The organism is Streptomyces cinnabarinus (assembly GCF_027270315.1).
Lineage (GTDB): Bacteria > Actinomycetota > Actinomycetes > Streptomycetales > Streptomycetaceae > Streptomyces > Streptomyces cinnabarinus.
Map to the genome: position 1 here is coordinate 6132115 of NZ_CP114413.1, position 22135 is coordinate 6154249.

The window sequence follows — 22135 nt, forward strand, 5'->3', positions numbered from 1 at the left end:
TTCGCGGAGCAAGTTGCCCCAGCTGGGGGCACGGTTGCTGGCGTTGGACGAGATGCGATACAGCCCTGGCGGTCCACAGGGAGTTCGAGGACGGGTACAGGGCAGGCCAGACGCTCGCTCTCCTGGCACTGGCACACGAACGCGCTCGCCGGCTCGCAGAGGCCCGCGACTACCGTCTGCTGGCTGCCGAAGCCTTCACCCAGGCCAACGAACCAGGCGACGCATCCGTGCAGCGGCAGAGAGCCGACGAGCTCACCCCTTGACCGCCCCGCTCAGCGCGAACCCTCCCCCCATCCGCCGGGCCACCGCCACGTACAGCAGGATCACCGGGGTCGAGTAGATGACCGAGAACGCGGCCAACTGGCCGTAGACCACTGTGCCCCGGTTGCCGAAGAACTCGTTGATGCTCACCGCCGCCGGCATCTGGTCCGGGGTGAGGAGGAGCATGAAGGGGACGAAGAAGTTGCCCCACATCATGACGAAGGAGAACACCGTCACCACCGCCACTCCAGGGCCCATCAGCGGCAGCACGATGCGGAGCAGGGACTGGAAGGGCGACGCGCCGTCCGTCCAGGCAGCCTCCTCCAGTTCCTTCGGTACGCCGTCCATGAAGTTCTTCATCAGCCAGATGGCGAAGGGGAGTTGGGAGGCGGCGAAGAAGAAGATCGTGCCCTGCATCGTGTCGATCAGGTTGACCTGGACGAACAGGGCGTACACCGGGACCATCACGGCCGTGATGGGCAGGCATGTCGCGAAGAGGATCGTCAGGAGGAACGGGCGGTTCAGGCGGGAGCGGAAGCGGGACAGGGGGTAGGCGGCGAGGGCTGCGCAGACCACCGTCAGGAGGGTTCCGCCGCCGCACAGCAGCAGGCTGTTCAGCAGCGGGGTGAAGGTGATGTCGTCCGTCAGGACCGCGTCGAAGTTGTCCCAGGTCACGCCGTCCGGGAGCTTCACCGTCAGGTCGGCCCGCGGGTCCAGCGACGACAGGATCACCCACGCCAGCGGCAGCACGAACGCCGCCGCCACCGCCAACAGGCCCGTGTCCGCCGCCAGGCGGCGAGTCGTTCTCCGGGATCGCAAGGGGCGCGTCACGACTCACACCTCCGTCCGCAGCAGGCGGAGGTAGACCACCGAGAACAGTGAGCCCACCACCAGCAGCAGCAACGCCACCGCCGTGCCGTAGCCGATCATGCTCTTCTGGAACGCCTCCTCGTACATGAAGAGCGGGAGCGTCTGGCTCTTGCCGCCTGGGCCGCCCCTCGTCATCACCCAGATCAGGCCGAAGACCGAGAGGGTCTGGAGGGTGATCAGCATCAGATTCGTGCCGATCGAGCGGCGGATCATCGGGAGCGTGATGTGCCACAGGCGGCGCCAGCCGCCCGCGCCGTCGACCTCCGCCGCCTCCGTTATCTCCTTGGGGATCTCGTTGAGGGCGGCCGAGTACACGAGCATCGAGAACGCCGTGCCGCGCCAGACGTTCGCGAACGACACCGCCAGGATCGGCAGCGTGAACAGCCAGTTCTGGGAGGGGAGATGGAGCCAGTCGAGGACGGCGTTCAGGGTTCCCTCGCGGCGGAAGAAGGCGTAGAGGAGGAAGCCCGCCACCACCTCCGGCAGGACCCACGCCGCGATCACAATCCCGCCGGTGAGCGTGCGGACCGGCTTCGACGCGCGCTGCATCAGGGCGGCCAGCGCCAGGCCCAGGGTGTTCTGGCCGAGCAGCGCGGACACGACGGTGAACACGAGCGTCAGCCATACGGCGTTCAGGAACGCCTCGTCCCCGAACGCCGTACGGAAGTTCTCGAACCCGACGAACGACTCCTCGGCCTGGCCGGTGAGTTGGAGATCGGTGAAGGCGATCCAGGCGCAGTAGGCGATCGGACCGGCGAGGAAGAGGAGGAGCAGGACGACGGCGGGGGTGAGGGGGAGGACGCGGGTGAGGCTCCTCATGCGCGGAGACCGGCGCCGAGACCTTCGCGGAGGCCTGCGTGGGCGCTCACTTCTGGATCACCTGGTCGTCCGTCGCCGTTCTCAGCTCCTCGTCGTAGTTCTCCGCCGCCTCCGCCACCGACGCGTCGCCCGTCGTCACGCCCTCCATCGCCTCCTGGATGGCCGTGGAGACCCTGGGATACGCCGGATACGCGGGCCGGTAGTGCGTGCTCGCGACCAGATCCGTGAAGAACTTGATGCCGGGCTGGGCGTCGGCGTACGCGGGATCGCTCGCGACGTCCTCGCGGACCGCGATGCCGGAGTTGGCGACGTACCACTTCTGGGCGTTCGCCTTGGTCTGCATCGTCTTGATGAAGTCGAAGGCAAGGTCGGGGTTGGCCGCCTTGGCGGGGATCGCCCAGGTCCAGCCGCCGGACATGCTCACCTTGCCGGGGTCCTGGCCGTGCTGCGTCGGCATCGCGGCGAGGCCGAGCTTCTCGGACCACTCCGGCCACTCGTGGCCGCTGCCCTCCAGCCAGTCCTGCGGGAGCCAGGAGCCGTCGAGGTCGATGCCGAGTTTGCCCTGGGGGAGGAGTTCGCCCCGCACCCGGGTGCCGAAGTTGGGGTCGAGGGCGTCTTCGACGTCGGGGCCGAGCTTCTCCTTGTAGACCGTCTCGACGAAGGTGAGGGCGTCCTTGAAGCCCTGGCTCCCGGCGATCCACTTCTTCGCCGACTCGTCGTAGAGGCGGTCCTCGGTGCCGTACAGCAGCATCTCGAAGCCCTGCATGGTGGCTGCCTCGCCCGCGGGCTTGCCCGTGTAGACGTTCAGGGGCGTGACGTCCGGGACCTTCTCCTTGATCGTGCGGGCCGCGTCCAGGACGTCGTCCCAGGTCTTCGGCTGCCAGTCGGCCGGGAGGCCGGCCTTGGCGAAGATGCCCTTGTCGTACCAGAGTCCGCGGGTGTCGGTGCCGTCGGGGACGCCGTACGTCTTGCCGTCCTCGCCCTTGGCCGCGGTCTTCGCGGTGTCGATGAACCGGTCCCAGTCCGGCCAGTCGGCGAGATAGTCGTCCAGCGGCTTCAAGTACCCGCTGGTGATGTCGGAGTTGATGAGGAAGGTGTCCTCGTAGACCAGGTCCGGGGCGGTCTTGGGGGAGCGGAGCATCTGCTGGAGCTTGGTGTAGTACTCCGAGTCCGGGGCCTTGATCGGGATGAACTCGACCTTCTTGTCGGGGTACTTGTCCTCGAACTCCTTCTTGATGTCCGCGAGGAAGGTGTCCATCACCTTGATGTTGTTGTCCGTGGACTGCTTGTAGGAGACCTTCACGGTGTCCGGATCGCTTCCGGAGCCGGATCCGCACGCGGTGAGGGTGGTCGCGGCGGCGAGGGCAGAGACGAGGAGTAAGGCGGCGGTGGGGCGCACGGGCATGACCTCCTGCGGGCTCACGTGGGTGTGGCGCGGGGATGGCTGCCCGGTGAACGTAGGTGGAGTGGTCTAGTCAGGTCAATGCGTCTGCGGAGGATTGGGCTTCGGCGGCGTCGGCGGGGGCCTTGGCTCGGGTGAAGGCGTCGGCGGACTGGAGGTAGTAGGCGCGGGCTTCGGCTGGGCGGCGGATGTCCTCGTGGGCGCTCGCCAGGTTGTAGAGGGTGCAGCCCGTCCCGTACCAGTCCTCCTCGAACTCGCGCTGGATCTCCAAGGTCCTGCCGAACGCCTCGATCGCCTCCTTGCCCCGGCCCATATGCCGCAGGGTGACGCCGAGGTTGTTCCATGCCGTGCCCTCGCGATAGCGGTCCCCAAGGTCTTGGTACAGATCGTGGGCGCGGGTGTGGGCGTCGATCGCCTCCTCGGCCCGGCCCGTGGCCTGTAGGGCGTTGCCGAGGTTGATCCACGCGCCGGCCTCACTGTGGCGGTTTCCGGTGGCCCGGTACAGGTCATGGGCGCGGGTGTGGGCGTCGATCGCTTCTTCGGTCCGGCCTGCCTGCCTCAGGGCGATGCCGAGGTCGTTCCATACCGTTCCCCAGCCGTCGCGGTTTCCGGTGGCCTGGTACAGATCGCGGGCGTGAGTGTGGGCGTCGATCGCTTCTTCGGTCCGGCCCGCCGCCCGCAAGGCGTTGTCGAGGTTGTTCCATGCAGTGGCCTCGTCGTCACGGTCCCCGGACCGGTGGGCGGCCTCCCGCGCGGCCCGTGCGACGGTGATCCCGTCGTCGAGGGGTTGCCGCAACCGCAGGTACACCGACAGGCATGCGGCCAGCCGCACCGTCCGCTGCGTATGCCGCTCCGCGCTCGCCCACTGCACGGCCCCCACCAGGCCAGCCCGCTCTCCGTTCAGCCAGGCCAGCGCCTGAGCCCGGTGCGTGAACCGTCCCGACCTCGTCTGGTCCGGCAGCCACCGCAGCCGGTCGTCCGCCTCAGTTGCCCACCGCAGGAAGTACTCCAACAACCGCTCCCGCCCGATCTCCCCCTCCTCCCGAGCAGCCACCCTCACCCCAAACGCCCGCACCAGGTCATGCACCCGCCACCGCCCACCCCCCTGCACCACCGAAACCAACGACGCCGCCGCCAGATCCTCCAGCAGCCGCACCACCACCCCCTCCTCACGATCGGCCAGCGCCGCCAACGCCTCCGTCCCGCAGTCCGCCCCCGGCGCCAGACACAGCAGCCGCAGCAAGCGCGCCTGCTCCGACCCCAGTCGGCGGTACGACGTCTCCAGCACCGGACGCAACACCAGTGACCGCCCGTACAGATCCGTGCCAGGGCTGCCGTTGTCGAGGACGGTCGTGGGATCCCCCGCGTCCCTGATCTCGCTCACCAACACGGCAATTGACCGGTGCCGCCGTCTCCGCAGCATCGCCGCCGCGATCTGGAGGGCGAGCGGCAAATCGCCGCACAGGCACGCCAGTTCACGCAATGCGTCCGGCTCCCGGCCCGGCCGGTCGTCCCGCTCGTCCGCCTCGTACAGGGATCGCGTCACCAGAGCCACGGACTCCTCCGGATCCAGCGTCTCCAGGTCGATCAGGCGCACCGGAAGCGAGTCCGGCCGGTCCCGGGAGGTGATCAGGACCCGGTGCCGGTCGGTGCCCGGCAGGAGCTCCAGGAACTGCGCCGGATCCGACGCGTTGTCGAGGATCAGCAGCGTCCGCTCGCGCCGCTCGGCGAGCAGGGCCCGGTACACGTCGTACTGCCGTGCCGCCGTCGACGGCAGCTCGGGCCCCCGCACGCCGAGCGCGTCCAGCAGTGCCAGTACCGCCTGGTCGGCGGTGACCGGGTTGTCGTCGTAGCCGCGCAGGTCCACGAAGAGCGTGCCGCCGGGGAACCAGCCCCGCCCGCGCCCCCGATGCGCCGCCTCCACCGCCAGCGCCGTCTTCCCGATGCCGCCCATCCCGGTCACGGCGAAGATCAGTACGGCCTCGCCGCCGGCCCCCGGCGCCAGTTGCCCCAGCAGCCGCTCCAGTTCGGAAGAGCGGCCCGTGAAGCCCAGCGGCCGTGGTGGCAGCGTCGCCGTGGCCCGAGGTACCGGGCCCCTACCGGTCCCGGTCGACCCGCTTGCCGATAACGGGCCCGTTGAAGACGCCGCCCCGGAAGTCGATGTGGTCGCCGCCGTATTGGGGCCCCTCCTTGGAGGTGGCGGAGTCGCCGCTTCCACGAGGCCGGTGCTTGCGCAGCACGCCCACGGCCACCGAAGCCGCCTGCGCGGCCGCCCGCTCCTGCGAACCGCCCTTGTCCTCAGAGGACTTCTCCGGGTTCGCCCGGTCGCTGATCCCCCGGATCACCAGCGCGTCCAACTGGCCGCTGACATGCGCCGCGTGGACCGCGCCCGCGCCCTCCATCTCGATCGCGTTCGCGTCGTCGTAGGTGTGCTTGATGAACTCGGCGAACGCCGACTTCTCGTCCGTCAGCACGACATCTCCGCAGGCGATCGGCTTCAGATGCCCCCGCACCCCGTTCTGTCCGCGCAGCGCGGAGCGCGCCGCCTGCAACAGGCGGTTCGACCCGTGCCATACCTCGGGGCGGGCGTGGAACCCCTCGGGAGTCACCTTGCCGCCCTGCACGGCGTACACCTTCGTGCCGATCACCACGTCACCGACGTCGACGTCCTCCTTCAGGGAGCCCGCGACGCCCACGAACAGCACCGCCTGCGGGCGCAGCCAGCCCAGGATCTGGGTCGTCAGCGCGGACGCGTTCACCGCTCCCTCGCCCAGCTCGGCCACGGCCAGCCTCCAGTCGGTGCCGGCGAGCCGCCCGCACTCCACACGGGTTCCGTCCTCGTGGACCAACTCCTCGATCTCGTCGCCGAGATGGGCGCGTACGGCGTCGTACTCGACGGCCAGGGCGGTCAGGACGACGACGGTGGGTGAAGTCTGCGACACGCGATTAAGGTACTGCCAAGGACCGGCACCGGGGGAGGAAAAGTACATGGCGGAGCAAGACGTGACCCTCAGTCAGCTGCTGCTCGCCGAGTACCAGACCGTCAAGGACGAGCAGAAGACCCGGATCGGCTTCCGCGACAACCTGCTCTACGTCACCCTCACCGTGGTCGCCGCCGTGATCGCCGCCGCGGCGCAGGCCGAGCAGTCCGCGATGCTGCTCGCCATCCCGCCGGTGTGTGTCGTCCTCGGCTGGACCTACCTGGTCAACGACGAGAAGATCTCCGCGATCGGAAGGTACATACGCGACGATCTCGGGCCGCGGCTCACCGACCTCGCGGGGGCGCAGGGGGCGTTCCGCTGGGAGACGGCGCATCGCAGCGACGCCCGCCGACGGACCCGTAAGGCCGTCCAGTGCGCCGTCGATCTGACCGCCTTCTGCGTCGTTCCGCTTGCCGGGCTCGCCGTCTACTGGAGTGCCGGGCAGACCTCCGCCGGGCTGCTCGTCGTCTCCGTCTTCGAGGCCCTCGCGCTGCTCGGTCTGGCCGCCCAAGTCATCGTCTACGCACGGCCGTTCACCTAGGAACCGGTCACCCACCGGTACTGGAGCTCCGGCCGCCCCACCGTCCCGTACTGCGGGCTGCGCGCCGCCCGACCGGCGTCCACCAGATGTTCCAGATACCGCCGGGCGGTGATCCGCGAGATCCCCACCGCCTCCGCGACGCCCGTTGCCGTCAGGCCTTCGTCGCAGTCCCGCAGGGCCACGGTCACCCGCTCCAGGGTCGGCGCGCTCAGCCCCTTCGGGAGCGCCACCGGGCCCGGCGCGCGCAGGGTCGCCAGGGCGCGGTCGACCTCGTCCTGGCCGCTCGCCTCGCCCGCCGACGCGTGGAACTCGGCGTACCGGACGAGCCGGTCCCTGAGGGTGGCGAAGGTGAACGGCTTCAGGACGTACTGGACCACGCCCAGTGACACGCCCTCCCGGACCACCGCCAGATCGCGCGCCGAGGTCACCGCTATGACGTCGGCGTGGTGGCCCAACGCCCGGAGCGAGCGCGCCAGTTGGAGGCCGTGCACATCCGGCAGATGGAGGTCGAGCAGCACCAGGTCCACCGCCGTGCGGTCCAGCGCGCGGCGCGCCTCCGCACCGGTGTGCGCCTTGCCCACCGCCGTGAATCCGGGCACCCGGTTGACGTACATGACATGGGCGTCGGCGGCGACGGGATCGTCCTCCACGACCAGGACCCGGATCGGTTTCTCGGTGCTCATACGTCGCCTCCAGAGACTGCGCCCCCAGAAACTACGCCCTCACCGGCCCGTACGACGCCCAGGGGCAGCCGTACCTCGAACTCCGCCCCGCCCTCGGCGGCGCCCGCCACCGTCAGGGTCCCCTCGTGCCGGCCCACCGCCTGACGGACCAGCGCGAGACCGAGGCCCCGCCCGCCGGGCCCGGCGGCCGGCTTGGTCGAGAAGCCGCGCTCGAAGACCGCCTCGGCGTGCGCCGGGTCCACCCCGGTGCCCGTGTCCGAGACCCGCAGGACCAGCTCGGACGCCTCCGTGTACGCCGTCACCGTGACCCGCGCCCGCACACTGCCCTGCGCCGCGTCCACCGCGTTGTCGATCAGGTTGCCGAGGATCGTCACCAGGTCCCGGGCGGGCAGCGAGGCCGGCAGCAGTCCGTCGTCGAGCCGGCTGTCCTCCGACACCACCAGCTCCACGCCCCGCTCGTTCGCCTGCGCCGTCTTGCCCAGCAGCAGTGCCGCCAGCACCGGCTCGCCGACCGCCGCCACGACCTGGTCGGTCAGGGCCTGCGCCAGCTCCAGCTCGGCCGTGGCGAACTCCACCGCCTCCTCGGCCCGCCCCAGCTCGATCAGCGAGACCACCGTGTGCAGCCGGTTGGCGGCCTCGTGCGCCTGTGAGCGCAGCGCCTGGGTGAAGCCGCGCTCGGAGTCCAGCTCGCCCATCAGGGACTGGAGTTCGGTGACATCGCGCAGTGTGACGACCGTGCCCCGGCGCTCCCCGCCGGACACCGGCGAGGTGTTCACCACCAGCACCCGGTCCGCCGTCAGATGCACCTCGTCCACCCTCGGCTCCGAGGCCAGCAGCGCGCCCGTGAGCGAGGGCGGCAGCCCGAGTTCGGCGACCGAGGTGCCCACCGCCTCGTCCGAGACGCCGAGCAGCTCCCGGCCGCCGTCGTTGATCAGCGCCACCCGGAACTGCCCGTCCAGCATCAGCAGCCCCTCGCGCACCGCGTGCAGCGCGGCCTGGTGGTAGTCGTGCATCCGGCTCAGCTCGGCGGCGTTCATGTTGTGGGTGTGCCGCCGCAGCCGGGCGTTGATCACATACGTGCCCACCGCGCCCAGCGCCAGCGCGCCGCCCGCCACCCCGATCAGCGCGGTCAGCTGGTCCTGCGCCCGCTTGCTGATCTCCTCGACCTTGATGCCCGCGCTGACCAGGCCGACGATCTTCCCGTCGTCCCAGATCGGCGTGACCGCCCGTACGGACGGGCCGAGGGTGCCGGTGTAGGTCTCGGTGAACGTCTCGCCCTTGAGCGCGTCGTCGATATGGCCGATGAAGCGCTGGCCGATCTCGTCCGGGTTGGGGTGGGTCCAGCGGATGCCCCGGGTGTCCATGATCGTGACGAAGTCGACCCCGGTGTCCTGCTGCACATGCAGCGCGTACGGCTGGAGCGAGGCGGTGGGGTCGTCGGTGCGGATCGCCTGCCGTACCGAGGGGGAGTCGGCCACCGAGCGGGCCACCGCCAGCGCCTGGCGGCCCGCCGCGTCCTCGGCCTGGCTCTGGTCGCTGACGTAGGTGAACAGCGCGTATCCGGCCACGAGCACCGCTATCAGCACGGCCTGCACGGCGAACAGCTGGCCGGCCAGGCTGCGGGGGCGGGGGACGGGAAAGCGCATGTCGTCAGTGTGCCTCCCGTATTAAGCGTGAACTAAATGAACGGAAGGGTGACCGCCCTCACACAGCGGGAGATAGTCACGGCATTCCTCAAAACCCCCGGACGTGAGCCGCACGCCGGTGATGCCGACGAAGACGTCAAGGAGGGCAGCCGTGGCCGCCAGTTCCCCCGAAACGGCACCCAGAGCCAAACGGGACCGCACGCACTATCTCTACATCGCGGTGATCATCGCGGTCGCCCTCGGCGTCGCCGTCGGTCTCGCCGCGCCCGACTTCGCGGTCGAGCTGAAGCCGATCGGTACCGGCTTCGTGAACCTGATCAAGATGATGATCTCGCCGATCATCTTCTGCACCATCGTGCTGGGCATCGGCTCGGTACGGAAGGCCGCGAAGGTCGGCGCCGTAGGCGGTATCGCCCTCGCCTACTTCACGGTCATGTCGCTGGTCGCCCTGGGCATCGGCCTGGTCGTCGGCAACATCCTGGAGCCGGGCACCGGGCTTGCCGTCACCGACGCCGTCAAGGACGTCGGGCACGCCCAGGTCGACGCCGAGGCGAAGGACACCACCGAGTTCCTGCTCGGCATCATCCCGACCACGATCGTCTCCGCCTTCACCGGTGGCGAGGTGCTCCAGACCCTGCTCGTCGCCCTGCTCGCCGGGTTCGCGCTCCAGGCGATGGGCCAGGCCGGACAGCCGATCCTGCGCGGTGTCGAGCACATCCAGCGGCTCGTCTTCCGCATCCTCGCGATGGTGATGTGGGCGGCCCCGATCGGTGCCTTCGGCGCCATCGCGGCGGTCACCGGTTCCGCCGGTCTGGACGCGCTGAAGAGCCTCGCCGTGCTGATGCTCGGCTTCTACGTCACCTGCTTCCTCTTCGTGTTCATCGTGCTCGCGGCGCTGCTGCGGGTGGTCTCCGGCCTGAACATCTTCACGTTCTTCAAGTACCTGGGCCGTGAGTTCCTGCTGATCCTGTCCACCTCCTCCTCCGAGTCCGCGCTGCCGCGGCTCATCGCGAAGATGGAGCACCTGGGTGTCAGCAAGCCGGTGGTCGGCATCACCGTCCCGACCGGCTACTCCTTCAACCTCGACGGCACCATGATCTACATGACCATGGCGTCCCTGTTCATCGCCGACGCCATGGGTACGCCGATGTCGATCGGCGAGCAGATCCCGCTGCTGCTCTTCCTGCTGGTCGCCTCGAAGGGCGCGGCCGGTGTGACGGGTGCGGGTCTGGCCACCCTCGCGGGCGGTCTCCAGTCGCACAAGCCGGCCCTGGTGGACGGTATCGGCCTCATCGTCGGCATCGACCGCTTCATGAGCGAGGCCCGCGCCCTGACGAACTTCGCGGGCAACGCGGTGGCCACGGTGCTGATCGGCACCTGGACCAAGGAGATCGACCGCGGCCGGGTCGACCAGGTGCTGGCCGGTCAGCTCCCGTTCGACGAGAAGACGCTGCTCGACGACGGGCACGAGACGTCGGCCGAGGTGTCGGCGGAAGTGCCGGAGCAGGGCGGCGAGAAGGAGCTCGCCAAGGCGTAGGGCCCGCCCGGGCCTTGCTCCTAGAAGTTCCCGAAGGGCTCCGAGCGGTCAGGCGCTCCCCCCGTTTGGCCTGACCGCTCGGTCTATTCCTCCCCGCCGGGTGCCCAGGGATCGGTGATCTCCCTGAGCAGAGTGAGCGCCTCGCGCAGCTGCCTCATCCGCAGCCTGCCGAGGTGCTCCTCCCATTCCCGCTCCACCCGCGCGACCACGGCGTCGGCGACCTCCTTGGCCGCCGACGCCTTTTCCGCGACGCACACCAGGCGGGCCCGCTTGTCGGTGGGGTCCGGTACGCGGCGCACATACCCGGCCTTCTCCAGCTGGTCGACCAGGAACCCCGCCGTCTGCTTGGTCACCTGGGCCTGCTCGGCCAGGTCGGTGAGGCGGGTGCCGTGGGGGCCGATGCGCTGCATGACCCGGGCCTGGGCCGGGGTGAAGTCGTCGAAGCCGGCCTCGGCGAGGGCGGCGAAGACGCGGTTCTCCAGGGCACGGTAGGGGAGGAAGAGCAGGACGCCGGTGTTGAGCTCGCTTGACACTAGTCAGCCTCTCTGACTAATTTGGTCAGAGAAGCTTACCACTTGAGTAGGTGGTGATTCCTGTGGCCGTGGTCCTGGAGACGGACGAGCGCTGGCGGATCGTCGACGAGCAACGGACGACGCTGGCGGACCTGCTGGAAGCTCTGCCCCCGTCCGCCTGGGAGACCCCGACGGCGTGCGGTGACTGGCGGGTGCGTGATGTGGTGGCCCATCTGACGCTGGCGCCCCGCTTCTCGTACGGCGACCTGATGCGGGACTGGGTGCGGGCGAGGGGCAACCTGGACCGTCTGATCCATGACACGGCGGTGCGCGAGGCGGCCAGGCCGACCCCGGAGATCCTCTCCAACCTCCGGGCGATCGTCGGCTCACGCCGGCTGGCGCCCATGACCACTCCGCGCGAACCCCTTCTGGACATCCTGGTCCACGGCAATGACATCGCCCGGGCCCTTGGTCTCCAGCGCGAGATGCCGCCGGCGGCGGCCCGGGACGCGGCGGACCGCGTCTGCACGACGCGCTTCCCGCTCCGTCTCTGGCCTCGTCCGCGGGCCCGTCTGGTGGCGACGGACATCGAGTGGGAGGCGGGAGAGGGTGAGGAGATCAGGGCTCCCATAGCGACCCTGCTCCTCCTTCTCACGGGCCGAACCCCGGCCGAGTCCGAGGCTTGAGATCGAGCGCGCCGGGGGGTGTCGCCCCGGCTTCTCCTCGCGGGGGTGAGTCGGTGCGAGCTGCGCGGAACGGCAATCGGTGATACCGTCTAGCAAAACCTTGATGGTATAGCCCACTCGCCGCTCAGGAGGCGGACATGCCCCCCACCTCGCCCCCGAGCACCCCCCGCGCCCGCTACCGCGCCCAGGTCCGGGACGAGATCAAGAGCCGGGCCTGGGAGCAGATCGCCGGGGCCGGTGCCTCCGCCCTCTCCCTGAACGCCATCGCCAAGCAGATGGGCATGAGCGGCCCCGCCCTCTACCGGTACTTCGCCAACCGCGACGAGCTGATCACCGAGCTGATCAGGGACGCCTACCGCAGCCTCGCCGACCGCTGCCAGGCCACCGCCAAGTCCGGTACCGACCTCGCCGGCCTCGCCGGAACCCTGCGCGAATGGGCCCTGGAAGACCCCCACCGGTACTTCCTGGTCTACGGCACCCCCGTCCCCGGCTACCAGGCGCCCCCGGACACCACCCTGATCGCCTCCGAGATCATGGCCGTACTCCTCGATGCCTCCGCGTCCGAGGAGGCATCGGACGACCCCTTCGACGCGCACATCGCCGAGCACCGCTCCTGGGCGGGCGACCACCCCGCCCCGGCCGCCGCCCTGCACCGCGCGCTCACCTTCTGGACCCGGCTGCACGGCGTACTGTCCCTCGAACTCGCCGGCCACTTCACCGGCATGGGCTTCGACCCCGCCGAGCTGTACGCCGCCGAGACCCGGGGACTCACCGGTCCCTGACGGCCTCGTCCAGCCGCGCCCGCTCCGGCGCGCTCAGCACCAGGTCAGCCGCCCTCGCCGAGTCCCGGATCGTCTCCGGACGACTTGCCCCGGGGATCGGGACGACAGTCGGGGACAGGCTCAACAGCCAGGCCAGGCATACCTGTTGCGCACTCACGCCCCGCTCCCGCGCCACGGCGTGGAACGCCTCCAACCGGCCAGCGCCACCCGCCATCCGCGACGGCCCGTCCAGGGAACTGCGCGAGATCCCGCCCAACGGACTCCACGGCAGGAACGCCAGACCCAGCTCCGCGCACAGCCTCAGCTCCGCCTCGCTGTCCCGGACCGCGGGCGAGTACCGGTTCTGCACCGACACCAGCCGGTCGCCGAGGATCGCGTGGGCCGCCTGGATCTGGTCGACGTCCGTGTTGGAGATCCCGACGAGCCGGATCTTGCCCTCTTCGGCCAACTCCCGCAGCGTGCCCACCGATTCCTCGAAGGGGACCGCGGGATCGGGCTTGTGGAGCTGGTAGAGGCCGATCGACTCCACGCCGAGCCGCTTCAGGGAGGCCTCCGCCGCCGACCGCAGCCAGTCAGGGTCGCCGTTCACCGTCCAACTGCCGTCGGCGGGGCGGCCTCTGCCGCCCTTCGTGGCCACCAGCACGTCGTCCAGGCGGCCGCCGTACGTGGCGAGCGCCCGCGCGACCAGCAGTTCGCTGTGGCCGGGAGCCTCGCCGGGCAGATGGTAGGAGTCGGCTGCGTCCAGCAGGGTGACCCCGGCGTCCAGCGCCGCGTGCACGGTGGCCAGGGCCCGCCGCTCGTCCGGTCGCCCCTCGATGGACAGCGGCATCGCGCCGAGCCCAATCGCGCTCACGCGCGCCTCGCCAAGTGTGCGGTACCGCATGTCAGTCGCCCTTCCCGAGGGTCTCGGCGACCGCCTTCGGCAGCCATTGCCGTGCCTCGCCGAAGGTGAAGCCGAGCCGCGTGGCCCGGGTGTTGTCCATGCCGTAGGAACGGGTGAAGGAGAGCGGGGAGACCTCGCCGACCTCGACACCCCGCGGCTCCACCCGGCCCCCGGGCAGTCGTGCCGCGATCGCCTCGCACAGGTCCTCGGTGCTCAGCAGGCCGTGGGAGGCGGCGTTGACCGGGCCGGTGAAGTCCGCGCCCGCGGCCCAGGCCAGGAAGTCGGCGATCTCCTCGACGTGGATGTAGGTGGCGGGGCGGTTCGCGAGCGGGACCGCGACCGGTGCGCCCGTGCGGATCCGGTCCGCGTAGTGGGCGAGCCGGCCGGTGAAGTCGTCGTCGCCGCCCAGGACATGGGCGACACGCACGGCGACGTACGGGAAGGCGGGGTCCGCGGCGAGGACCGCCTCCGCCTGGCGCTTGCCCTCGCCGTAGTGGGAGTCCAGGAACTCCGAGTCTTCCCAGGGGAGTCCGAGATCGACCGCGACCGTGCGCGGGTCGACGGCCGACTCCGGGACCAGGGCCGCGGGGGAGTCCTCGTACTCGTACACCTCGACCGTCGAGGTCATCACGTACCGTCGCGTGCGACCCGTGAACACCCGCCGGGCCAGCGCCGCTTGTCGCGGGGTGTAGCAGACCTGGTCGACCACGACGTCGAAGGTGCGGGAACCGAGCGCCGCGCGCAGGGAGTTCTCGTCGTCGCGGTCGGCGACGAGGTGCAGGGCTCCGGCGGGCGGAGCGGCGGAGCCGCGATTGAGGACCGTGACACGGTCACCCGCGGCCAGCAGCCGGCGGATCAGCCGCTTGCCGAAATAGCGGTTCCCGCCGATGACGAGTACCTCTCGTACCTTTGCCTCTCGTACCTTTGCCTCTCGCGCCTTTTCCATGACCATAATTCTCTTCGCGCGGCACCGCGTTCTGAAGGGGGAACCATGGGAGTTCAGGCAGTCACGCCAAAAGAACCTCGGCGTCAGCGAGTCACCGCCGAGGAAACCTCGGTGGCCTTCGACGCGCTGGACCGGCAGATCCTCGCGCTCCTGCAGACGGACGGCCGGATCAAGCTCAGCGAGCTGGGCCGCCGGGTCCGGCTGAGCCCGGCGGCGGTCACCGAGCGGGTGCGCCGACTGGAGGCGGCGGGCGTGATCAGCGGCTACGGCGCCCAGGTCGTCCCGGCCCGGCTCGGCTACGGCATCCAGGCGTTCATCCGGGTCAATCCGCACGGCGGCTACAACCTGAAGCACCCGCGGACCCTGGAGCTGATCGAGCGCCCGGAGATCACCGAGGTGCATCACGTGGTCGGCGAGGACTGCTGGATCCTCAAGGTCGCCGTCCATGACACGGTCCACCTGGAGGAGGTCCTCGAAGCGGTCTCCGCGCTCGGCCGCACGACCACGTCGATCGTGCTCACCTCTCCCGTGGAGCGCAAACCGCTGTTGCCTTGACGCCGGGGTCAAGGCTTACGTTCGTACGCATGCGAATCGGCGAGCTGGCCGAGCGGGCCGGGACGACGACCCGGACGCTTCGGTACTACGAGTCCCGCGGACTGCTGCCCGCGCGGCGCACCGGCAACGGCTACCGGACCTACGACGAGAGCGATCTGCGGCTGCTGCGGCAGATCAGGACGCTCCAGGACTTCGGGTTCGACCTGGAGGAGACCCGGCCGTTCGTGGAGTGTCTGCGGGCCGGGCATCCGGAGGGCGACGCCTGCCCGGCCTCGCTCGCGGTCTACCGGCGCAAGCTGGACGAACTCGACTCGCTGATCGGTGAGTTGCAGGCCGTGCGGGCGAAGATCGGGGTGCGGCTCGCGCTCGCCGAGGATCCGAAGTGCGAACTGGGAGGGTAGCCGTGGTGAGTGAAGTGACGGACGCCGACTTCGAGGCGGAGGTCAGGGGGTCCGACCTGCCGGTGCTGGTGGAGTTCACCGCCGACTGGTGCCCGCCGTGCCGGCAGATGGGGCCGGTGCTGCGCGCGCTGGCCGACGAGACGGGCGACCGGCTGAAGGTGGTGCAGCTGAACGTGGACCACAATCCGCTGACCACCAACGCCTACAAGGTGCTGTCGATGCCGACCTTCATGGTCTTCAGCGGCGGGGAGCCGGTGAAGGCGATGGTGGGCGCCCGGCCCAAGCGGCGGCTGCTGGCGGAGCTGGACGAGGTGCTCTGAACACGTTCCGGCCAGAAGAAATCCCCCGAGCAATTGCGCTCGGGGGATTTCTCTGCGTATATTCAATGATTCGCGACTTCAAAGAAATTGGGTCGCGAGAAGCTGAGTAAGCGCAGTATATCCGGGCGGGAGTGGAATTGTCAAACAGCGAATTTCCGGACGATGAAATGCGTGGCGAGCAGGAATTCATCGACGGCCTGTATGTGCGGGTGGACGCGCTGCGCGGTGACACCGAGGCCTCCGTCGCTGACGCGCTCGCCCAGGGCAACACGCCCATGCAGGCCCGCCTGGAGCGGGACATCCTGGTCGCCGAACGCTCCGGACTGCTCGCCGCGCTGAACGCGGTCGACGGCTCGCTCTGCTTCGGCCGGATCGACCTCGCCTCCGGCGTCACCCACCACATCGGCCGGGTCGGACTGCGCACCGAGGACGCGGCCCGCACCCCGATCCTGATCGACTGGCGGGCCGATGTCGCCCGTCCCTTCTACCTGGCCACCGGCCACACCCCGATGGGCCTGCGCCGGCGCCGCCACATCAGCACCAGCGACCGTACGGTCACCGCGCTGCACGACGAGTTCCTCGACCTCGGGGACCGGCAGCGCACCGGCCACGAGGACCCGAGCGGCGACGCCGTGCTGCTCGCGGCCCTCGACTCCGCCCGCACCGGCCGGATGGGCGACATCGTGCGGACCATCCAGGCCGAACAGGACGAGATCATCCGCGCCCCGCACCGCGGCGTCCTGGTCGTGGAGGGCGGCCCCGGCACCGGCAAGACCGCCGTGGCCCTGCACCGGGCCGCGTATCTCCTCTACGAGCACCGGGAACTGCTCGCCAGGCGCGCCGTCCTGATCGTCGGCCCCAACCCGGCCTTCCTCGGCTACATCGGCGAGGTGCTGCCCGCCCTCGGCGAGACCGGGGTGCTGCTGGCGACGGTCGGCGAACTGTTCCCCGGGGTACGGGCGACGGCGACGGACACCCCGGAGGCGGCCGCGGTGAAGGGCCGCGCCGACATGGCGGAGGTGCTCGCCGCCGTCGTGCGCGACCGGCAGACGCTGCCCGATCCGGTGATCGCGATCGAGCACGACCGCGAGGTCCTGATGCTCGACGACGGACTGGTGAGCGTCGCCCGCGAGCGCACCCGCGCGGCGAAGCTGCCGCACAACACCGCCCGCGAGTACTTCGAGGGCCACATCCTCAACACCCTCACCGACATGGTCGCCGAGCGCATCGGCACCGACCCCTATGACGGTACGAATCTGCTGGACCCGAGCGACATCACGCAGATCCGCGACGAGCTGGCCGAGAACCCCGAAGTCTGGTCCGCGATCGACCAGTTGTGGCCGGTGCTGTCCCCGCGGCGACTGGTCGCCGACTTCCTCGCCGAGCCCGAAGGGTACGTCCCGGACGCCGACGCGGCGGCCCTCCGGCGCCCGGTGACGCGGGCGTGGACGGTGGCGGACGTACCGCTGCTCGACGAGGCGGCCGAACTGCTCGGCGACGACGACCGGGCGGCGCGACTGCGGGCCGAGCGCGAGCGGGAGACGCAAGTCGCCTACGCGCAGGGCGTGCTGGACGTCTCCTACGCCTCCCGGACCTACGAGTTCGACGACAAGGAGGACGAGGACTCCGAGGTGCTGTCGGCGCACGACATCATCGACGCCGAGCGGTTCGCCGAGCGGCAGGAGGAGGACGACCACCGCAGCGCCGCCGAGCGCGCGGCGGCCGACCGCACCTGGGCGTTCGGGCACATCATCGTCGACGAGGCGCAGGAACTCTCCCCGATGGCCTGGCGGCTGCTCATGCGGCGCACCCCGACCCGCTCGATGACCCTGGTCGGCGACCCGGCCCAGACGGCGGAGGCGGCGGGCGTCGGCTCCTGGCGGAAGATCCTCGAACCGTATGTCGAGGACCGCTGGGAGCACACCCGGCTCGGCGTCAACTACCGCACCCCGGCCGAGATCATGGACCAAGCGGCGGCGGTCGTACGGGCCGAGGACCCGGACTTCGAGCCGCCGAGTTCGGTGCGCTCGACCGGGGTACGGCCCTGGGTGCGCGCCACCGACGACCTGCCCGGCGCCGTCGCCAAGGCGGTCGGGGAACTGACCCCGGCCGAGGGCCGGCTCGCGGTCATCGCCCCGCGCGACCTGCACCGCCGCCTCGCCGCCCACCTGGACGGCGTGACAGCGGGCGCGGAACCGGATCTCACCCGGACGGTCGTCCTGCTGGACCCGAGGCAGGCCAAGGGCCTGGAGTTCGACTCGGTACTGGTCGTGGAGCCCGGCCGCTACGGCACCAGCGACCTCTACGTCGCCCTGACCCGGGCGACGCAGAGGCTGGGGGTGCTGCACACGGGCCCGCTGCCGCGAGGCCTTGGTTAAGCGGGCCTCAGCCACACCGTCGCCAGGGGTGGCAAGGTCAGGCGGATGCTCGTCGCCTGGCCGTGCCGCCCCTGGGGTTCCGGCTTCAGCGGGTCGGGGTTGGTGACGTCGCCGCCGCCGTAGCGCGCCGCGTCGGTGTTGAGCGTCTCGTGCCAGGCCGGGACGTCCTCGGGGACGCCGAGGCGGTAGTCGTGCCGTACCACCGGCGAGAAGTTGGAGACGGACAGCAGGGGGGTGCCGTCGGCGGCGTACCGGAGGAAGGCGAAGACGTTGTCCTCCGCCGCGTCCCCGACCACCCAGCGGAATCCGGCCTGTTCGGTGTCCCGCTGCCACAGCGCCGGGCTGTCCAGATAGACCGCGTTCAGGTCCCGGACCAGGTCGCGCACGCCCCGGTGGTCCGGCTCCGCGCCGTACGCCGGGTCCAGCAGCCACCAGTCCGGGCCGTGCGCCTCCGACCACTCGGCGCCCTGGGCGAACTCCTGCCCCATGAAGAGCAGTTGTTTGCCGGGATGGGCCCACATGAAGCCCAGATAGGCGCGGTGATTGGCGCGCTGCTGCCACCAGTCGCCCGGCATCTTCGACACCAGCGACCGCTTGCCGTGGACGACCTCGTCGTGCGAGATCGGCAGCACGTAGTTCTCGCTGTACGCGTACACCATCGAGAAGGTCATCTCGTGGTGGTGGTACTTGCGATGGACCGGCTCATGGCTCAGATAGCCGAGCGAGTCGTGCATCCAGCCCATGTTCCACTTCAGGCCGAAGCCGAGTCCGCCGCTGTCGGTGGGCCGGGTGACCCCGTCCCAGGCGGTGGACTCCTCCGCGATCGTCACCACGCCCGGCGCCCGCCGGTACACGGTGGCGTTCATCTCCTGGAGGAACGCCACCGCGTCCAGGTTCTCCCGCCCGCCGAACACATTCGGCACCCACTGCCCCGGCTCACGGGAGTAGTCGAGGTAGAGCATCGAGGCGACCGCGTCCACCCGCAGCCCGTCGATGTGGAACTCCTCGCACCAGTAAAGGGCGTTCGCCACCAGGAAGTTGCGCACCTCGCGGCGCCCGAAGTCGAACTCCAGCGTGCCCCAGTCGGGATGCGCCGAGCGCAACGGGTCCTCGTGCTCGTAGAGCGGACGCCCGTCGAACTCCGCCAACGCCCAGTCGTCGCGCGGGAAATGGGCCGGGACCCAGTCCATGAGTACACCGATGCCCGCCCGGTGCAGGGCGTCGACCAGGAACTTGAAGTCGTCGGGCGTACCGAGCCGGGCCGTCGGCGCGTAGAAGCCGGTGACCTGATAGCCCCAGGAACCGCCGAACGGATGCTCGGCGACCGGCATCAGCTCCACATGCGTGAACCCCAGGTCCTTGACGTACGACGGGAGCTGCTCGGCGAGCTGCCGGTACGTCAGGCCCGGTCGCCAGGACGCCAGATGGACCTCGTAGACCGAGAAGGGCGCCTCGTGCACCGGCACCTGTCCGCGCCGCGCCAGCCACTCCTCGTCGTGCCACTCGTGACGCGAGGCGTGCACGATGGACGAGGTGTCGGGCGGGGCCTCGGTACGGCGGGCCATCGGGTCGGCGCGCAGGGTGCGCGAACCGTCCGGCCGGGTGATCTCGAACTTGTAGAGCTCACCTTCCCCTATGGCCGGGACGAACAGCTCCCACACCCCGGAGGAGCCCAGCGAGCGCATCGGGAAGCCGGTGCCGTCCCAGAAGTTGAAGGTGCCGGCCAGCCGCACCCCGCGCGCGTTGGGCGCCCACACCGTGAACCGGGTGCCGGTCACCCCCTGATGGGTCATGGGCTCGGCGCCGAGCGCCTTCCAGAGCTGCTCGTGCCGCCCCTCGCCGATCAGATGCAGATCGAGATCGCCCAGCGCGGGCAGGAAGCGGTACGGGTCCTCGGTCTCCAGCTCCGCACCGTCGTACGTCACGAGAATCCGGTACTCCGGTACGTCCGGCAGCGGCAGCAGCCCCGAGAAGAAGCCGTCGCCGTCGTCGTGCAGTCCGGTCCGCAGCTCCCCGGCGAGCACGGTCACGGCACGGGCGTACGGCCGGAAGGCCCGGAAGGCGACTCCGCCCGGCACGGGATGCGCGCCGAGCACGGCATGCGGTGCGTGATGGGTACCGGCGAGCAGCCGGGCACGGTCCTCCGCGTCCACGGCGGGGGAGACGGCGACCTCGACGGGAGCCTTCTTAGAGGGAGCCTTCTTCGCGGTGGTCTTCTTGGCAGGGGCCTTCTTCGCGGTCGTCTTCTTCGAGGGAGCCTTCTTGGCCGCGGCCTTCTTCGCGACGGCCTTCTTGGTCACCGCCTTCTTGGTCACCGCCTTCTTCGCGGTCTTCTTCGCCGCCGCCTTCTTCGCGACGCTCTTCTCCTCGGGCGTCCGCCCGGCCGACTGTTGGGGATCCGGACCGGGGGACGGGGGGCGGGGGGTCACGGGTGGGGCCTCCTCGACGAGGGTGAGGTGAGCGGGGGAGGGGGAGAGGGAGGTGCGCCGTCGTCCTCGGCGAGACGGCGTACGGCCGACAGCGGTACCGAGAGCCAGTCGGGGCGGTGGCGGGCCTCGTACACGACCTCGTAGATCGCCTTGTCCGTCTCGCACGCCCGCAGCAGCACGGGATCGGTACGGGGATCGACGCCGGAGACCTCGGCGTAACCGGAGCAGTACGCGGCCCGGCAGGCCCCGGCCCAGCCCGGTGCCGGCGGGTCGGCGGAGTGGGCCGCGTAGTCGAAGGAGCGCAGCATCCCGGCGATGTCCCGCAACGGGGGCTGCGGCAGCCGCCGTTCCGTGAGTGACTTGGCCGGTTCGCCCTCGAAGTCGATCAGCCACCACTGACCGGCGGGCGAGCGCAGGCACTGGCCCAGATGCAGATCGCCGTGCACCCGCTGGGCGGTCCAGGTGCGGCCCTCGGCCGCCAGCGCGGCCAGCGCCTCGAACGTGGACCGCAGCCCGGGGGCGTACGGCCGCAGCGCGGGCACCGCCTGCGTGGCCGCCTCCAGGCGCTCCACCATGCCCGCGGTCATCAGCTCCAGCTGGGTGTGGCCGAGAGTGACCGTGGGCAGCGTGCGGGCGAGCGCGGTGTGCACCTCCGCGGTGGCCCGCCCGAGCGCCCGCGCCTCCACGGCGAAGTCCTCGCCCTTGGCCAGCTCGCGCAGCGCCAGCTCCCAGCCGTCCGAGGCACCCTGCACGAAGGGCTGGAGCACCCCGAGGACGTACGGGTCCCCGGCCAGCTCCGCCCGTATCCACGCCGTCGGCGGCGGTACCCGGGGGCAGCCCTCGCGGGCCAGCGCGAGCGGCAGCTCCAGGTCGGGGTTGACGCCCGGGACGACCCGGCGCAGCAGCTTCAGGATGAAGGTGTCGCCGTAGACGATCGAGGAGTTGGACTGCTCGGCGGTCACCATCCGCGGCACCAGACCGGGGCGGATCTCCTGGTCGGGATCCCGCTCGAAGAGGAGCCCGCCGATGCGGGCCTGGGTGCGCAGCGCCTCCAGGAGCACCTCGGCGGGCCGGGGGTCGTACAGGGCCTCGTACACCGTGCGTCCGGCGAGCGGGCCCTCTTCCACATGGCCGATCAGCGCGGGCGCCAGCCGGGGCGGCAGCGCCTCGCGCACACCTATGAGGAGCTGGTAGCAGTCGCCGGGCACGGGTGACTGCTCTGCGCGCACCACCAGGTGGTACAGCCCGAGCCTGCTGTCGGACGGCAGCAGCTCGACCGCGCTGACCAGCGAGAACCCGGTGACCGGACGTCCTTTCCCGGCGAACCACCGCTGCCGTGGCAGCCACTCCCGCAACAGCGGATCAAGGGACGCGAGAAGTCCCGGAGACGAGGTGAGGGTACGGCTGACGGATTCCGACATGACGTCGTGTCCTTTCCCCGGGAGTGGTCGGGGTGTGAGTGATGCGTGCCCCCGGCGGGCCGGTGGAAACCGTCCCGCCGGG

General features: G+C 70.4%; 20 protein-coding genes. 8 read left to right on the forward strand and 12 right to left on the reverse strand.

Going from position 1 to position 22135, the window contains the following annotated elements; all coding sequences use genetic code 11:
• Positions 1–252: 252 nt before the first annotated feature.
• From STRCI_RS27930 to STRCI_RS27950, 5 genes are all read right to left on the reverse strand, one after another.
• On the reverse strand, positions 253–1092 hold the full coding sequence (locus STRCI_RS27930) for a carbohydrate ABC transporter permease (RefSeq protein WP_269661720.1): 840 nt from the start codon (positions 1090–1092) through the stop codon (positions 253–255).
• 3 nt (positions 1093–1095) lie between these two features.
• Positions 1096–1950 (reverse strand): carbohydrate ABC transporter permease, encoded by an 855-nt coding sequence (locus STRCI_RS27935; RefSeq protein WP_269661721.1) that lies wholly within the window; start codon positions 1948–1950, stop codon positions 1096–1098.
• A 46-nt stretch (positions 1951–1996) separates the two neighbouring features.
• Positions 1997–3355, reverse strand: coding sequence for an extracellular solute-binding protein (locus tag STRCI_RS27940; RefSeq protein WP_269661722.1), 1359 nt, complete (start codon positions 3353–3355; stop codon positions 1997–1999).
• 70 nt (positions 3356–3425) lie between these two features.
• Complete coding sequence (locus STRCI_RS27945; protein WP_269664665.1) at positions 3426–5357, reverse strand: tetratricopeptide repeat protein; 1932 nt, start codon at positions 5355–5357, stop codon at positions 3426–3428.
• A gap of 91 nt (positions 5358–5448) precedes the next feature.
• Entirely contained in the window at positions 5449–6294 is an 846-nt protein-coding gene (locus STRCI_RS27950; protein WP_269661723.1) for a 5'-methylthioadenosine/S-adenosylhomocysteine nucleosidase, read from the reverse strand.
• 46 nt (positions 6295–6340) lie between these two features.
• Here STRCI_RS27950 and STRCI_RS27955 point away from each other — a divergent pair, with 46 nt between their 5' ends.
• Positions 6341–6874 carry a hypothetical protein gene (locus tag STRCI_RS27955; RefSeq protein WP_269661724.1) on the forward strand — a complete coding sequence of 178 codons (534 nt, stop codon included), beginning with the start codon at positions 6341–6343 and terminating at the stop codon, positions 6872–6874.
• Here the strand turns inward: STRCI_RS27955 and STRCI_RS27960 are convergent.
• Both STRCI_RS27960 and STRCI_RS27965 read right to left on the reverse strand, forming a co-directional pair.
• Positions 6871–7557, reverse strand: coding sequence for a response regulator (locus STRCI_RS27960; protein ID WP_269661725.1), 687 nt, complete (start codon positions 7555–7557; stop codon positions 6871–6873). The two genes, STRCI_RS27955 and STRCI_RS27960, sit on opposite strands and share 4 nt — an antisense overlap.
• On the reverse strand, positions 7554–9203 hold the full coding sequence (locus tag STRCI_RS27965; RefSeq protein WP_269661726.1) for an ATP-binding protein: 1650 nt from the start codon (positions 9201–9203) through the stop codon (positions 7554–7556). Before STRCI_RS27965 ends, STRCI_RS27960 begins: the two co-directional genes overlap by 4 nt.
• Positions 9204–9324: 121 nt before the next feature.
• Between STRCI_RS27965 and STRCI_RS27970 the strand changes: the two genes are divergently transcribed.
• A complete protein-coding gene (locus STRCI_RS27970; RefSeq protein ID WP_269664666.1) occupies positions 9325–10740 on the forward strand; it encodes a cation:dicarboxylate symporter family transporter in 1416 nt (471 codons plus the stop codon).
• 83 nt (positions 10741–10823) lie between these two features.
• On the opposite strand, the gene STRCI_RS27975 is transcribed toward STRCI_RS27970, so the two are convergent.
• Positions 10824–11273, reverse strand: coding sequence for a MarR family winged helix-turn-helix transcriptional regulator (locus STRCI_RS27975; protein WP_269661727.1), 450 nt, complete (start codon positions 11271–11273; stop codon positions 10824–10826).
• A gap of 53 nt (positions 11274–11326) precedes the next feature.
• Between STRCI_RS27975 and STRCI_RS27980 the strand changes: the two genes are divergently transcribed.
• Together STRCI_RS27980 and STRCI_RS27985 are read left to right on the forward strand one after the other, a co-directional pair.
• The gene (locus STRCI_RS27980; RefSeq protein ID WP_269664667.1) at positions 11327–11938 is read left to right on the forward strand and encodes a maleylpyruvate isomerase family mycothiol-dependent enzyme; all 612 of its coding nucleotides are present in this window, start codon (positions 11327–11329) and stop codon (positions 11936–11938) included.
• A 137-nt stretch (positions 11939–12075) separates the two neighbouring features.
• Positions 12076–12720, forward strand: a complete 645-nt coding sequence (locus STRCI_RS27985) for a TetR/AcrR family transcriptional regulator (protein WP_269661728.1) — start codon at positions 12076–12078, stop codon at positions 12718–12720.
• On the opposite strand, the gene STRCI_RS27990 is transcribed toward STRCI_RS27985, so the two are convergent.
• A complete protein-coding gene (locus STRCI_RS27990; RefSeq protein ID WP_269661729.1) occupies positions 12707–13603 on the reverse strand; it encodes an aldo/keto reductase in 897 nt (298 codons plus the stop codon). The two genes, STRCI_RS27985 and STRCI_RS27990, sit on opposite strands and share 14 nt — an antisense overlap.
• A 1-nt stretch (position 13604) precedes the next feature.
• Positions 13605–14555: an NAD-dependent epimerase/dehydratase family protein gene (locus STRCI_RS27995; protein WP_418953383.1), complete on the reverse strand. Its 951-nt coding sequence runs from the start codon at positions 14553–14555 to the stop codon at positions 13605–13607.
• A gap of 105 nt (positions 14556–14660) precedes the next feature.
• Here STRCI_RS27995 and STRCI_RS28000 point away from each other — a divergent pair, with 105 nt between their 5' ends.
• The 4 genes from STRCI_RS28000 (at position 14661) to STRCI_RS28015 (ending at position 18203) form a co-directional block, all read left to right on the forward strand.
• Positions 14661–15104: an Lrp/AsnC family transcriptional regulator gene (locus STRCI_RS28000; protein WP_269661731.1), complete on the forward strand. Its 444-nt coding sequence runs from the start codon at positions 14661–14663 to the stop codon at positions 15102–15104.
• A 29-nt stretch (positions 15105–15133) separates the two neighbouring features.
• Entirely contained in the window at positions 15134–15505 is a 372-nt protein-coding gene (locus STRCI_RS28005; protein WP_269661732.1) for a MerR family transcriptional regulator, read from the forward strand.
• Positions 15506–15510: 5 nt separating this feature from the next.
• Positions 15511–15825 carry a thioredoxin family protein gene (locus STRCI_RS28010; protein WP_269661733.1) on the forward strand — a complete coding sequence of 105 codons (315 nt, stop codon included), beginning with the start codon at positions 15511–15513 and terminating at the stop codon, positions 15823–15825.
• 167 nt (positions 15826–15992) lie between these two features.
• The gene (locus tag STRCI_RS28015) at positions 15993–18203 is read left to right on the forward strand and encodes a HelD family protein (protein ID WP_269661734.1); all 2211 of its coding nucleotides are present in this window, start codon (positions 15993–15995) and stop codon (positions 18201–18203) included.
• Here the strand turns inward: STRCI_RS28015 and glgB are convergent.
• Together glgB and STRCI_RS28025 are read right to left on the reverse strand one after the other, a co-directional pair.
• Complete coding sequence (glgB, locus tag STRCI_RS28020; protein ID WP_269661735.1) at positions 18200–20632, reverse strand: 1,4-alpha-glucan branching enzyme; 2433 nt, start codon at positions 20630–20632, stop codon at positions 18200–18202. The two genes, STRCI_RS28015 and glgB, sit on opposite strands and share 4 nt — an antisense overlap.
• Positions 20629–22053, reverse strand: coding sequence for a maltokinase N-terminal cap-like domain-containing protein (locus STRCI_RS28025; RefSeq protein WP_269661736.1), 1425 nt, complete (start codon positions 22051–22053; stop codon positions 20629–20631). The genes glgB and STRCI_RS28025 overlap by 4 nt, the downstream gene beginning before the upstream one ends.
• Between the last annotated feature and the right edge of the window lie 82 nt (positions 22054–22135).

Bases quoted from the DNA above. Each gene is read 5' to 3' on its own strand.
- STRCI_RS27935 (WP_269661721.1), bottom strand. From the start codon at position 1,950: ATGAGGAGCCTCACCCGCGTCCTCCCCCTCACCCCCGCCGTCGTCCTG.
- STRCI_RS27940 (WP_269661722.1), bottom strand. From the start codon at position 3,355: ATGCCCGTGCGCCCCACCGCCGCCTTACTCCTCGTCTCTGCCCTCGCC.
- STRCI_RS27955 (WP_269661724.1), top strand. From the start codon at position 6,341: ATGGCGGAGCAAGACGTGACCCTCAGTCAGCTGCTGCTCGCCGAGTAC.
- STRCI_RS27960 (WP_269661725.1), bottom strand. From the start codon at position 7,557: ATGAGCACCGAGAAACCGATCCGGGTCCTGGTCGTGGAGGACGATCCC.
- STRCI_RS27965 (WP_269661726.1), bottom strand. From the start codon at position 9,203: ATGCGCTTTCCCGTCCCCCGCCCCCGCAGCCTGGCCGGCCAGCTGTTC.
- STRCI_RS27970 (WP_269664666.1), top strand. From the start codon at position 9,325: ATGCCGACGAAGACGTCAAGGAGGGCAGCCGTGGCCGCCAGTTCCCCC.
- STRCI_RS27985 (WP_269661728.1), top strand. From the start codon at position 12,076: ATGCCCCCCACCTCGCCCCCGAGCACCCCCCGCGCCCGCTACCGCGCC.
- STRCI_RS27990 (WP_269661729.1), bottom strand. From the start codon at position 13,603: ATGCGGTACCGCACACTTGGCGAGGCGCGCGTGAGCGCGATTGGGCTC.
- STRCI_RS27995 (WP_418953383.1), bottom strand. From the start codon at position 14,555: ATGGTCATGGAAAAGGCGCGAGAGGCAAAGGTACGAGAGGCAAAGGTA.
- STRCI_RS28005 (WP_269661732.1), top strand. From the start codon at position 15,134: ATGCGAATCGGCGAGCTGGCCGAGCGGGCCGGGACGACGACCCGGACG.
- STRCI_RS28015 (WP_269661734.1), top strand. From the start codon at position 15,993: ATGCGTGGCGAGCAGGAATTCATCGACGGCCTGTATGTGCGGGTGGAC.
- STRCI_RS28025 (WP_269661736.1), bottom strand. From the start codon at position 22,053: ATGTCGGAATCCGTCAGCCGTACCCTCACCTCGTCTCCGGGACTTCTC.